At 51.6% G+C, this 13,169-nt stretch carries 12 protein-coding genes; 8 read left to right on the plus strand and 4 right to left on the minus strand.

All coding sequences use genetic code 11. The annotated features are described in order from the left end of the window. Positions 1-27: 27 nt before the first annotated feature. The 4 genes from BD749_RS13845 (at position 28) to trpS (ending at position 3,965) form a co-directional block, all read left to right on the plus strand. Complete coding sequence (locus BD749_RS13845) at positions 28-819, plus strand: queuosine precursor transporter (protein ID WP_101445289.1); 792 nt, start codon at positions 28-30, stop codon at positions 817-819. 208 nt (positions 820-1,027) lie between these two features. Continuing rightward, complete coding sequence (locus tag BD749_RS13850) at positions 1,028-1,939, plus strand: EamA family transporter (RefSeq protein ID WP_101445291.1); 912 nt, start codon at positions 1,028-1,030, stop codon at positions 1,937-1,939. Between the two features lie 397 nt (positions 1,940-2,336). Continuing rightward, a complete protein-coding gene (locus tag BD749_RS13855; protein ID WP_101445294.1) occupies positions 2,337-2,903 on the plus strand; it encodes a copper resistance protein NlpE N-terminal domain-containing protein in 567 nt (188 codons plus the stop codon). 87 nt (positions 2,904-2,990) lie between these two features. Further along, a complete protein-coding gene (gene trpS, locus BD749_RS13860; protein WP_101445297.1) occupies positions 2,991-3,965 on the plus strand; it encodes a tryptophan--tRNA ligase in 975 nt (324 codons plus the stop codon). 93 nt (positions 3,966-4,058) lie between these two features. Here trpS and BD749_RS13865 read toward each other — a convergent pair whose 3' ends face one another. Continuing rightward, positions 4,059-4,898, minus strand: a complete 840-nt coding sequence (locus BD749_RS13865) for a sulfurtransferase (protein ID WP_245869221.1) — start codon at positions 4,896-4,898, stop codon at positions 4,059-4,061. A 137-nt stretch (positions 4,899-5,035) separates the two neighbouring features. Here BD749_RS13865 and BD749_RS13870 point away from each other — a divergent pair, with 137 nt between their 5' ends. After that, positions 5,036-6,661: a T9SS type A sorting domain-containing protein gene (locus BD749_RS13870; RefSeq protein ID WP_101445302.1), complete on the plus strand. Its 1,626-nt coding sequence runs from the start codon at positions 5,036-5,038 to the stop codon at positions 6,659-6,661. Positions 6,662-6,852: 191 nt separating this feature from the next. Here BD749_RS13870 and BD749_RS13875 read toward each other — a convergent pair whose 3' ends face one another. Further along, complete coding sequence (locus tag BD749_RS13875) at positions 6,853-7,251, minus strand: hypothetical protein (protein ID WP_101445305.1); 399 nt, start codon at positions 7,249-7,251, stop codon at positions 6,853-6,855. A 150-nt stretch (positions 7,252-7,401) separates the two neighbouring features. Between BD749_RS13875 and hppD the strand changes: the two genes are divergently transcribed. Both hppD and BD749_RS13885 read left to right on the plus strand, forming a co-directional pair. Next, positions 7,402-8,496 carry a 4-hydroxyphenylpyruvate dioxygenase gene (gene hppD / locus BD749_RS13880; RefSeq protein ID WP_101445308.1) on the plus strand — a complete coding sequence of 365 codons (1,095 nt, stop codon included), beginning with the start codon at positions 7,402-7,404 and terminating at the stop codon, positions 8,494-8,496. A gap of 276 nt (positions 8,497-8,772) precedes the next feature. Then, the gene (locus BD749_RS13885; RefSeq protein ID WP_101445311.1) at positions 8,773-10,506 is read left to right on the plus strand and encodes a phospho-sugar mutase; all 1,734 of its coding nucleotides are present in this window, start codon (positions 8,773-8,775) and stop codon (positions 10,504-10,506) included. A gap of 87 nt (positions 10,507-10,593) precedes the next feature. On the opposite strand, the gene BD749_RS13890 is transcribed toward BD749_RS13885, so the two are convergent. Together BD749_RS13890 and BD749_RS13895 are read right to left on the minus strand one after the other, a co-directional pair. After that, positions 10,594-10,947 (minus strand): CZB domain-containing protein, encoded by a 354-nt coding sequence (locus tag BD749_RS13890; RefSeq protein WP_101445314.1) that lies wholly within the window; start codon positions 10,945-10,947, stop codon positions 10,594-10,596. A gap of 46 nt (positions 10,948-10,993) precedes the next feature. Further along, positions 10,994-12,241: a PAS domain-containing protein gene (locus BD749_RS13895; RefSeq protein WP_101445316.1), complete on the minus strand. Its 1,248-nt coding sequence runs from the start codon at positions 12,239-12,241 to the stop codon at positions 10,994-10,996. 214 nt (positions 12,242-12,455) lie between these two features. On the opposite strand from BD749_RS13895, the gene BD749_RS13900 reads away from it, so the two are divergent. Then, on the plus strand, positions 12,456-13,040 hold the full coding sequence (locus BD749_RS13900; protein WP_101445319.1) for a nitroreductase family protein: 585 nt from the start codon (positions 12,456-12,458) through the stop codon (positions 13,038-13,040). The last annotated feature ends 129 nt before the right edge of the window (positions 13,041-13,169 follow it).

Genomic DNA, 13,169 nt, shown 5'->3' on the forward strand with positions numbered 1-13,169 from the left:
TTATCTTGCCGCACCATCTCTATACCTATGGCGGCAACTTCCTCCCTCGAAAAAAAACGTACCAATCTGTTCCTTGTCCTGAGCGGCATCTTCCTGGCCAATGCCCTGCTGGCAGAGCTGATCGGGGTCAAGATCTTTTCGGCGGAAGCACTGTTTGGTTTGCCAGGCGCCCAGATCGGGATCATGGGGGAGAAATTCGACTTCAACCTCACAGCCGGTGTCATCATCTGGCCGGTCGTGTTTGTGACCACCGACATCATCAATGAGTATTTTGGCAAATCGGGTGTCAAGAAGATCAGCATCCTGACGGTGATCCTGATCCTGTATGCTTTCCTGGTGATTACGGTGGTGACGGGCCTGCCGCCTGCTGCTTTCTGGCTGGAACTGAACAACCAGGATGCAGCCGGCAACCCTTTTAACATCGACTACGCTTTCAACTCCATTTACCGGCAGGGGCTGGGCATTATTATCGGTTCGTTGGCGGCTTTCCTGATCTCGCAGTTTCTGGACGCAACGGTATTTCACTGGCTACGCTCCTTTACAGGCAGCAGCAAGATCTGGCTGCGGGCGACGGGCTCCACGCTGGTGTCGCAGCTGATCGACAGCGTGGTGGTGCTCTTTGTGGCCTTCTACATCTTCGGAAACTGGCCGATTTCGCTGGTGCTGTCGGTGGCGGTGATCAATTACATTTACAAGTTTTTCATTGCCATTGCCCTCACGCCTGTCCTATACCTAGCACATTATCTCATAGACGGTTACCTGGGCCATCGTACCGCCGAAGCACTGATAGAGGCCGCTGCCGAGGAGAGCGAAAAATAGCCTGTGTCAGTAAATATTTGCTTTTAACCTCAATAGAGCCGTATCTTTGCGGTCTTGCAAAACGAAATGGCCGCACACTTAGCGCATACACAGATTTTCATCACGGGGTACGTCCTGCACGACCTCTAGAATGACCCACCTTTGCCATTGGGTCTGAGGACCCGCTCGTACACCTAATTTTCTACTGTTTTTTTCAGAAGGGACATCTATGTTCAGAGGCATCCTTTTGGTATTTCTCGGAGCGTGTAGCTTCGGCATACTATCCACATTCGTAAAACTGGCCTACCAGGAAGGCTATACCTTGGGTGACGTCACCGGCACGCAGGTCTTCTTCGGCTTCGTGATACTTTGGAGCATTGTGCTGGTGCGGCACCTGATGGGGCACCGCACACTGGGGGTTACTACCATGGATAAACTTAAACTGGTGGCCATGGGCACCAGTACGGGTCTGGTGAGCATCTTCTATTACAAATGCGTGCAGGCGGTGCCAGCCTCTATTGCCATCCTGCTGCTGATGCAATTCACTTGGATCAGTCTGTTGCTGGAGTCGGTGATCAAGCGCAAAATGCCCGAGCTGTCGCAAGTGGTGATGGTGCTGCTGGTACTGGTGGGAACGGCCATGGCAGGCAGACTTTTCTCCGGCACTATACCTGATTTCGACCTGGCCGGCGTTGGCTTTGGTTTGCTGGCGGCATTCTGTTATTCGGTGTTCCTGATGATCAACGGGGCAGCCGGCAACAACCTGCACCCGACCACCAAAAGCGCGCTTTTACTGACAGGTGCCACCATCCTGGTGCTGAGCATTTTCCCGCCGATGTTCCTGGTCAACGGGGCTTTGGGAGATGGTCTGTTCAAGTGGGGCTTGCTGCTGGGTGTGTTCGGCACGGTTATTCCGCCGCTGTTCTTTGCCTACGGTATACCTAAAACCGGGCTGGCGCTTAGTGCCATTCTCAGTTCGGCGGAGTTGCCAGTGGCGGTGGCCATGTCCTATTTTGTGTTGCAGGAAGAGGTATGGACAGTGCAGTGGCTGGGCGTGGCGCTCATTCTCGTCGCCATTGCGGCAAGTAACCTAAACCGACTGTACCAGCGGCAGAAGAGCAGAAAGCTGACAACAGCCTAAACGATAAAGAATTGATTTTTATACCTAACCCGAGCAAGCCTATGATGTAATTGACTTTGAACTATAAGATTTGATTTTTTTTGAATGGCTGGGTGCCTGCTCCTGAGTGAAGCGCCTGGTCATTTGTTTTTTTGGGGTGAGTGGGAATTGTATGATCACAGAAAAGATACAATTTGCAACTGCTATTTTAGTTTCTCTCAACTGCACTCGCTTCACTTTCGTATCTCACATCCTGACAACAGGCAAGCGGCAAACATCACAGCAGCAACCTCCGCTACAACACACAATAAATTAATTTTTCAGCAGTTAAATTAGAAATAGTCTGGCTGGCAGCGTGCCGCTGAAAAACTGGTATATTTTCTGATAAGATTACCCCGAACGACAAACACAACACGACATGAAAGCAATTATCGCATTTTTCGTCCTATTCTCCCTCACCCTAGGTTTGCAGCAGGTACAGGCGCAGTCAGGCAAAAGTTACAAAGAATGGCTGGAGGAAAACCGTGGCGGGAAGAAAACAGCCGCCAAGGCACCGGCCAAAAGTAAAGCCAAGCCCACCAAAGCAGCAACTACGGCAGCAGCCGAGCCAGAACCGGAGGCCGCTCCTGTGCTGGCACCGCCAAGCGGCACTTTCAGGGGCACACTAGCCTGCAAAGACTGCCAGGGCATCCAGACGGAGCTGACGCTGAGCCCCGGTGCAAAAAGCTCCAGCGGATCCTTCAATATGAAGCAGGTATACGTGGGCAAGCCCGTAGACAAAAGTGTGGTGAACAGCAGCGGCAAGTGGTTCCTGGCCAGAGGCAACAAGCAAAACCCCGACGCTGTGGTGCTGCAGCTCATCCCTACCGCCGGCGACATCGACCCGATGTATTTTCTGCAGGTGAGCGACTCGGAAGTAAAGCAGCTCTCCAAAACGCAGGACGAAATCAGCAATGCCAAAAACGTCTCCCTCAAGAAACTTTAAAGCACAAGGTATAGAATTGTCGTAGTCGGGCTAGGCGTGTTTTCAGCAATTTGCGTTATTTTGCAGTTGTAAACCATTTTCCCGACTATGGCACGATACCTTACGGGCATTCAGAGCACAGGCCGTCCGCATTTGGGCAACCTGCTGGGTGCTATCCTCCCGGCCATCGAACTTTCGAAGGCATCGCAGGAGCAGGCGCTTTATTTTATAGCCGACCTGCACTCCCTTACCACCATCCGCGACCCGCAGGTGCTGCGCCACAATACCTACTCGGTGGCCGCCGCCTGGCTGGCCTGTGGCTTCGACACCGATAAACATATCCTATACCGCCAGTCGGATGTTCCGATGGTGACCGAGCTGAACTGGTACCTCAACTGCTTCGCTCCTTTCCCGATGCTGGCCAACGCCCACTCGTTCAAGGACAAATCAAGCCGCAGAGGCCTGTCTGATGTAAATGCCGGTCTGTTTACCTACCCAGTGCTGATGGCTGCCGACATCCTGATGTACGATGCTAATATTGTACCTGTAGGCAAAGACCAGGTGCAGCACCTCGAGATCACGCGTGACATTGCCAGTTCGTTTAACCATATTTACGGCGAGACTTTTGTGCTGCCCGAGGCGAAGACGGACGAAACCGTGATGACCGTGCCCGGCATTAACGGCGAGAAAATGAGCAAGTCTTACGGCAACATCATCGACATATTTGAGGCCGACAAGCCATTGCGCAAAACGATCATGAGCATCGTGACAGACAGCACGCCGCTTGAGGACCCGAAAGATCCGGACGAGGATACGACATTTAAGCTGTATAGCCTGCTGGCCACTCCGGAGGAGATTCTGCAGATGCGCAACAACTACCTGAATGGCGGCTACGGTTACGGCCATGCCAAGCAGGCGCTGTACGAGCTGATCATACGCAAGTTTGCCAAAGAGCGTGAACTGTTCACCTACTACATGAACAACCTGCCTGAAATAGACAAGAAACTGCTGGAAGGCGCTGAAAAAGCAAAAGCGATTGCCGCCCCGGTGTTGGAGCGCGTACGCCAGAAACTGGGTTACTAGGCGCTATACCTGCCAAATCAAGAAGCGGCTGCTGAAACCTATTCAGCAGCCGCTTCTTGTTTATGCTAATACTTCAGGGTTTATACCTATACCTTAAGCTCCGGTTCCGATCGGGCGGTCATTGCGCGACCATTCGCTCCAGGAACCTACATAGAGCGTTGGTATACCCAGGCCCGCCTGGTCCATGGCTAAGGCGGTGTGGCAGGCGGTTACCCCGGAGCCGCAGTGCACCACCACATGTCCCATGTCACGGCCGCTTACTGCTTTCTCGTATTTTTCCCGCAGGGCTGCAGGTGATAAAAAGGTGCCATCCGCAGCCAGGTTTTGCTGAAACGGGATGTTGACAGCCCCCGGTATGTGCCCGGCCACCAAGTCAATCGGTTCGGTTTCTCCCTGGTATCGGGCGGCATCACGCACATCCACTACCAGATAGTCCGGATCTTTGACGACCCTTGCAACCCCCTCCATGGAGATGGTCGGCAGCTCCCATGCTTTAAAAGGATATGGCTCAGTTGACTTTGCCTGCTCCACCCCACTGACGACAGGTATACCAGCTGCCAGGGCAGCCTGGTAACCACCGTCGAGCACCTGCACCTGGGCATGCCCGGCAGCACGCAGCATCCACCAGAATCTGGAGGCGGCATTCGCCCCGTTCATGTCATCATACACCACCACGTGGCTGTCAGGTGTTATACCTAAACGGCCCAGCAGCTCGGCAAATTTCTCCGGCTCAGGCAAGGGATGTCGGCCACCCTCTGCAGCATTGGCTTTTATCTCTGCCAAGTCTTTGTCCAGGTCCACGTGCAGTGCGCCGGCCAGGTGCTCATGTTCGTATTTGGCGCGGCCATTGGGGCCGGAGCGGGCGTCGATGAGGATAAAATTTCCTTTATTTATGCAATCGTGAAGTTCTGCTGTAGCGATGAGTGGGGACATGGTGGAAATCATTAATTAAGAGAATATCATTATATTTACTTTATAGCCTGTAGGCAGGCTAAGTCAGAGGCCTAGCCTGGTGTGCTTTGGCATCTTAATTTTAAACTATTTTTTGCTTTAAGCAAGCAGGGACACCCATGAAAAAAACTTTACGCATCACGTTTCTCCTCTTCTCCTCGTTACTCTCCTCTTCCCTGTGCCAACTGCAAGCCCAATCACTACCATCCAAAGCTTGGGACAAGTCCTTTGGTGGTGTTAGCGAAGATTACCTCGAAGGCATGGTGCAAGCCCAAGATGGAGGGTTCTTGCTGGCTGGCTACTCTGCCTCTAACGTTAGTTCGACTAAAATGAGCTATCCGCTTGGCAGCACTGATTTCTGGGTGGTGAAATTGAATACCGATGGTAGCAAAGCTTGGGATAAAGTTTATGGAGGAACACGAGAAGACGTTCTGAAGACCATGACTGCTACACCAGATGGGGGCTTTCTGCTGGGTGGCTATTCTGACTCAGACGCTGGTAGCTCCAAAACGGAGGACTGCCGAGGGTTCTATGACTATTGGGTAATCAAGGTGAACAAGGATGGCGAGAAGGAGTGGGACAAGACTTTTGGCACTTCGCAGTTAGATTACCTGGAGTCAGTAACGGTCACCCGTGACGGTGGCTATATCCTGGCTGGCCACTCTGGAGCCGGTGTAAATACTGACAAAACAGGTGAGTCCAGAGGGTCATTTGACTTTTGGATCTTGAAAATAACAGCGGATGGCAGCAAAGTATGGGACAAAACGTTCGGTAGTGGCAGTGACGATGTGTTACGCTCTGTCATACCTGTGTCTACGGGCGGTTACCTGTTGGGTGGCGGCAGCTTTCAAGGCAGCGGATTCGACAAATCGGAAAACCCAAAGGGATCTGCCGATTATTGGATTATTAGGATAGACGAAAACGGAGAGAAGCTTTGGGACAAGGCATTTGGAGGTAACGGCTTTAATGTGTTCACGACCATGCTCGAAACCCCAGACGGTTTTCTGCTTGCAGGCCACACCGATGCAGGTATAGGCCACGACAAAACACAGGCATCGAACGGAGAGTACGATTACTGGGTAGTTAAAACGGACCGAAGCGGCTATAAGATATGGGAAAAATCGTATGGCGGCAGTTTAAATGAGCATGTTGGCACATTGGTTGGTACTCAAGATGGTACCTTTGTCATCGGCGGGCATTCTTACTCGGGCAAAAGCGGTGATAAATCGGAAAGTAATAGAGGTACTGCCGACTTCTGGATGGTAAAATTCGATCAAGAAGGGCGTAAAGTCTGGGACAAAGCCTTGGGAGGAGCCGACGGCGATTTCCTGACGTCCATCATACCTTTAGCCAACGACAATTACCTGCTCGGTGGTATGTCGCTTTCTGGGGCAAAGGCCGACAAATCGACGCCAAATCTAGGCGCTGCAGACTATTGGGTTGTGAAACTCGGTCAGGCTGAAAATGCTGAAGCATCTGCCCCATTTTGTTTGCCCACTTCTTTTAACATTCACCCTAACCCAACGACAGGGAGTGTACGGTTTATTACAAGCGACGAGTGCCAGAAGTTGCCTCTGTTCAGTCTCACAGTTACGAACCCCGTCGGGCAGATACTGTTAAGAAAAGATGCAGTGAGCAGCACCGACCTGATAGATCTGTCGGGCTTGGCAAGTGGGCTATACCTGTTTGTGCTTACTTTTGAGGACAAGCAGCGGATCGTTAAAAAAATTGTTAAAGTGACTTAACGCTATTTTTAAACGATACTATACTTCTAAAATGATGATTACTGTCATCATGGGGATCACTCCGCTGGGTCTTGACTTTTGTATTGATGTTCTTAAAATTAGAGAAAGCCTTAGAATAGCCAAACTAAAAACCGCACTTACCCTTATTTTTTAAGAGCAAGTGCGGCTTCATAAATCCTTAATGTAAGGGCCTACTCAGCTTTCCAAAGCTCGCGCTCCTGGTCGCCGATCAGCACCACGAAACGGGCAGGGTTGGCTGTCAGCACCAGGCGCATCTCCACCCCAGGAAATTCATCCGACTCGATCCAAACACCTTCTTTCTCGCCGTCGGCATTTACGTGCGCACCGTTGAGTGAGCTCGGCAAATAAGCAGTTGGAAGCAAAATATCAGCATCCGAACGCAGCTTGCCGTGCACGTCCTCCAGCACGTCCTCCAGGTAGTCGCCGTACTCCTCGTTAAAGTCGTCTTCGAGGTCGTGCAGTTCTTCTTCCATATCGTCGTAGCGCTCGTCGTTATAGTCCAGCGCGTTCAGTTCTTCCTTCTTGCTAATGATAGCCACCAGCGAATTATTCAGTGCATTTGCGTTCATAGCGTTGTTCTGTTTTTTACAAAGTTGAAAACATGCTCCAGTAATTGCAAGAATTAACCATGATAATTTACCACGGCCTTACCGGGGTTTTGATAAACGTTTAAAAAACGTATTTTTACAAAATCTATGATTTAAACCATACCTATCCCTATGGCTACAGATATTCTGCCTCTTAATGGTACCGACCATATTGAGTTTTATGTGGGAAACGCCAAGCAGGCTGCTCACTTTTACCAGACGGCTTTCGGCTTTAAACTAGTGGCGTATGCAGGCCCCGAAACAGGTGTGCGCGACCGCGCTTCTTATGTGCTTCAGCAAGAGAAGATCCGCCTTGTGCTTACCACCTCCCTCGACCCGAACTCTGCCATTGCCCAGCATGTGCACCTGCACGGCGACGGCGTGAAAGTACTGGCCCTGTGGGTAGACGATGCCGAGGCATCGTTCCGTGGTACGGTGGAGCGTGGTGCTAAACCCGCCATGGAGCCCAAGACGCTCACCGACGAGCACGGCGAAGTGAAAATAGCCTCTATCCATACCTATGGCGATACCATCCATACCTTTGTGGAGCGTAAGAACTACAGCGGTGTGTTTATGCCAGGCTACGTGCCGCGCCAGAGCCAGCTCGACATAGAGCCGGTAGGCCTGAAGTATGTTGACCACTGCGTAGGCAACGTAGAACTGGGCCACATGAACGAGTGGGTGAAGTTCTACGAAGATGTGATGGGCTTCAAGCTATTGCTTACTTTCGACGACAAAGACATCAGCACCGAGTATACTGCGCTTATGTCGAAAGTAGTATCGAACGGCAACGGCTACATCAAGTTCCCGATAAACGAACCAGCCGAGGGCAAGAAGAAGTCGCAGATTGACGAGTACCTGGAGTTCTACAAAGGTGCGGGTGTACAGCACATTGCCGTGGCCACCAACGACATTCTGCATACAGTAAGCGAACTGCGTCGCCGTGGCGTAGAGTTCCTGTACGTGCCAGAGACCTATTACGAAGACCTGATCGAGCGCATCGGCCACATTGACGAAGACATGGCAGACCTGCGCAAACTCAACATCCTGGTAGACCGTGACGACGAGGGATACCTGCTGCAAATTTTCACGAAACCGGTAGAAGACAGGCCAACGGTTTTCTACGAAATCATCCAGCGCAAAGGTGCCAAATCGTTTGGCAAAGGTAACTTCAAAGCCCTCTTCGAAGCCATCGAGCGCGAGCAGGCGCTACGTGGCAACCTTTAAGCAGCAAGCCCAGTATAGCACGGTGTAACCCGTGTTAAATACATCAATTTTGCTATATTCCTATCACACCAGTTCTCAGAACCGTTAAGCGGGAAACGAAGAACTGGTGTGATTTTTTGTGGAGTTGGAGGTATGGAAAGAGACGGAAGGGTAAACTATATAGCGTGAGTGTCCTCGCTCGCGCCATAGCAAAAGGCGACCCCGAATTGAGTTCAGAATCTGCGACTCGCGCTATGAAAAAACCGACATAAACATCAATACATACATAACAAGACTATGATTGAACCAACGATACAACAAAAAATAAACGCCTGGCTAGACGGTAACTATGATAAGGCTACCAAATCAGAAATAAATGGACTCCTTGACCGCAACGAGCACGAAGCCCTGGCCGACGCCTTTTACAAAGACCTCGAATTCGGAACAGGCGGCCTGCGTGGCATCATGGGTGCCGGCAGCAACCGCATGAACCGCTATACCTTGGGCATGGCGACCCAAGGCCTCTGCAACTACCTGAAGCAGAACTTCCCTGGCGAGCGCGTTAAAGTGGCTATTGCGCACGACTGCCGCAACAACTCCGATGTGTTCGCCCGCATCGCCGCCGACATTTTCTCGGCCAACGACATCGAGGTATACCTGTTCCAGGCCCTGCGCCCCACCCCGCAGTTGTCCTTCGCCATTCGCCACTTGGGTTGTCACAGCGGCGTGGTGGTAACGGCTTCGCACAACCCCAAAGAGTACAACGGCTACAAGGTATACTGGAACGACGGTGCCCAGGTAACCGCCCCGCACGACAAAAACATCATCGGTGAAGTAAACAAGATTACCTCTATCGACGAAGTGAGGTGGGAAGCCAAGCCAGGCAACATTCACCTGCTTGGGCAGGAGATGGACGAGGCCTATATCGCCAAGGTACAGAGCCTTTCTATTTCACAGGAAGCCATCAAAAACCAGCACGACCTCAAGATTGTGTTCTCCTCCATCCACGGCACAGGCATTACGCTGGTACCCGAGGTGCTCAAGCGCTTTGGCTTTACCAACGTGCACGTGGTAGAAGAGCAGGCCACGCCAGACGGCAACTTCCCGACGGTAATCTACCCGAACCCTGAAGAAAAAGAGGCCATGACACTGGCCCTGAACAAAGCCAGGGAGATTGATGCCGACCTCGTGATGGCCACCGACCCGGATTCGGACCGCGTAGGTATAGCCGTTAAAAATCTCAAAGGCGAGTTCGAACTCCTGAACGGAAACCAGACGGGCGCTTTGCTGATGAACTACCTCCTGCTGGCCTGGCAAAAAGCGGGCAAACTAACTGGCAAAGAGTTCATTGTGAAGACTATCGTGACTACAGACCTTATCAAGGACATTGCCGAGAGCTACAACGTGACCATGTACGAAACGCTTACAGGCTTTAAATACATCGCCGAGAAAATCCGTGAGCTGGAGGGCAATGAGCTTTACATTGGTGGTGGCGAAGAAAGCTATGGCTACATGATCGGGGACTTCGTGCGCGACAAAGACGCCATCTCAGCCTGTGCCCTGATCGCTGAAATGGCTGCCGTTGCCAAAGACCGTGGACAAAGTCTGTTCGAGATGCTGGTGGAGATCTATACCCAGCATGGCTTCTACAAAGAGGAACTCGTTTCGTTCACCAAAAAAGGACAGCGCGGTGCCGAAGAAATTCAGCAGATGATGGCCGACATGCGCGCCAATCCGCCGCAGACCATTGCCGGCTCCAAGGTGGTAGAGGTTAGCGACTTCAAGCACAGCACCCGCAAAAATTTGGTGACCGGCGAGGAGTCAAAGCTGGACCTGGAAAGCTCAAACGTGCTGCAATACCTGACCGAAGATGGCAGCAAAATATCGGCTCGTCCGTCCGGCACTGAGCCGAAAATCAAGTTTTACATCAGTGTAAACGAACCTCTGGCCTCGAAAGAAGATTTTGATAGCGTAGACCAGCAGCTTAGCCGAAAAGTTGAGCAGATTCTGGTGGATCTGAAGCTGAAATAAGTTTTAAGGTTACATTGTTGAATGGCTGAATTGTTGGTGGGTATACCTGCCAGCGGTTTAGCCATTTTTTTGCGACTTGGGTATAAGCTATACCTTGCTGAGGCGCTTATCGAGTTCTGATAAAGTGGCAATAAACAAATCTGAGGTATAGTTAACCTCTTTCAGTCCATCGTGTGCCTGCTCAATCTGCCCGCTACTGTAAAGCTTGTGCAGATCCAGCGCAATGTTATTGAGCTTTTGATGCAAACGTTCGAGTTGCTGTAGCTCAGGCTCGTGCCCGTACCGCGCCTTCCCTACTGTCGTAAACCATGTATCTACGGGGCCTGCGGCAGAGAAGAAAGCGGTGTCGAAGGTGCCGCCGTACAAAAACGAGCGCACCTTCGACTTGTACAGGATGTGCTTGATCCTGAGTTGCTGTAAATCTAACTGGACTATCTCCATCTATCCGTCATCCCCTCTTTGCGGCTATCCCTTGTTTCATAGCACATCATACCGTGTCTGGGTTCTCCAGCATTCGCTTATACCTGATCTCGTTGCTGATGTCGTAGCCAAAAGCCAGTATACCCACCACCTGTTCGGCCTCGAAGATGGGCTGGTAAGAGAAATTGAAAAACCGTTCCTCTGGCTCGCCTGTGCCCGCCTTGGGGAGCACAATGGGGACTCCCTGCGCCACAAAGGTCTTACCCGTGCGGTATACCTCGTCGAGCAGCTCGACAAAGCCCTGGGCCTTTATCTCTGGCAGCGCTTCGCCCAGAGGCAGGCCTATCAGGTTGCGGTCTGGGTAAATCTGCTGGTATTGGTCGTTGAGCAGCTCAAACCTGTGCTCAGGTCCTTTTAGGATCACGAACATGGCTGGCGCCTCCATGATGAGCCGCTGCAAGGTCTTGCGCTCCGATTCGGCAATGTCGTAGGCATGCTGCACCTGGTCTGCCAAAAGCGCCATCTCCTCGTTGGAGGTGAGCAGTTCCTGCACCAGTTGCCGCGTGTCGTGTATGTCCGTAGAACTGCCTACCCACATGGTCGTTTTGCCCTCGGCGTCTTTCATGGGTATAGAGCGGCTCAGGTGCCAGCGGTATACCCCTTTTTTGTCGCGCAAGCGCAGCTCTACCTGCATCTCCTGCCCCGTCTCAATGGCAGTCTTCCACTTATCCAGGGCGGTTGGCAGATCCTCAGGGTGTACAACCAGCTCCCAACTGGGCTGCAGGAGTTTTTCCATGGGCACGCCCGTGTAGGTTTCCCACCGTTTGTTGAAGTACGTGGGCTTGCCATTGGGATCCAGGGTATAGATAAGCTGCGGCATGACCTCCGCCATAAACGTAAACTTCTCCTCGCTCTGCGACAAAGCCTCCTGGGTTATTTCGCGCTCTGTCACATCCAGGGGTTGCTGCAGAATGTATTCCACATTTCCAGCGTCATCCAGAACAGGCGTTTGGTTGATTTCCCAATAGCGCATTTCGTAGTTCTCCGCTGACAACTTAATGTCATAGCGTGTCACGCTTAGTCGCACAGGCTGCTTGGTGGCCATCACCCGGTCCAGGCCTTTTTTAACAGGATTGTCTTCGTAGGCATGTTCTTTATCGGGAAATACCTCCAACAGAAAGTGCTTCCCGATCACTTGCTCTCTTGTGCGTAGGCTGGTTTTTAGAAAACTATCGGTGGCCGCCACCACTTTATAGGCTGGCGAGAGCACCACAATAGGTTCAGGTATTTTATCGAAGAGTTTGTTGAAATCCATAGAGCTACTCTAAAGCGTAAGAAGCGAAAATGAAAGGTAGGAAATCTCAGGCAAAATGTGACTGTATCCATTCCCTGCATGAAGCTTAGGGCTGCAAAATCCCACCTTATACGGATGCTGTACCCGATGATTATACAGGATTATGCCCATGATACTGGCGATATGCACCTCAGGTTCGTATTTTGCAAGAAATACACGCTCACTAGTAGATTGCATGAATACATCATTCTCAGAAATAAGCCAAACCATAAAGCTGCGCAGAACCACCAAACCCGGCAAGATGAACGGGCAGCGCATACCTGACGCCCATATCCGCGAGTTGCTAGCCCTGGCCGATTGGGCGCCCACGCACGGCCACACAGAGCCGTGGCGCTTCCAGGTATACGCTGGTGACAAGGTGGCTACTTTTTGTGAGGCACACGCCGAACTCTATCGCCAACACACAAGCCCAGACAAGTACCTGCAGGAGAAATACGAAAAGCTTTACCACATGGGCGATAAGGCCTCGCATGTGCTGGTGGCGTATATGCAACGGGGTAACCTACCAAAGATTCCTGTACTGGAAGAAATCGCGGCGACCTCCTGCGCCATCCAAAACATACTGCTTGGTGCCACGGCCTTAGGTATAGCCAGTTACTGGGGTTCGGGTGGCATGGCCTATCACCCCGCCATGAAAGAGCTGCTCCACCTGCGCGAAGAGGACATTGTACTCGGCATCCTATACCTGGGCTATAGCGACGAATCGTTTACAGGAGGCAAGCGCGTGGTACCGCTCGAAGAAAAAATGAAGTGGATGTAAAAAAGAAAAGCCGCTGGCTCTCGGGCGCAGCGGCTCATCATCCTTTGGCTTAGGCTCTTTGTTTACTAGGGTCTTATCGGGAATTCATGCTACGTTGCAGCTAACCAGCAATTTGTTGAAATGCTTTCC

The organism is Pontibacter ramchanderi, assembly GCF_002846395.1.
Taxonomy (GTDB): domain Bacteria; phylum Bacteroidota; class Bacteroidia; order Cytophagales; family Hymenobacteraceae; genus Pontibacter; species Pontibacter ramchanderi.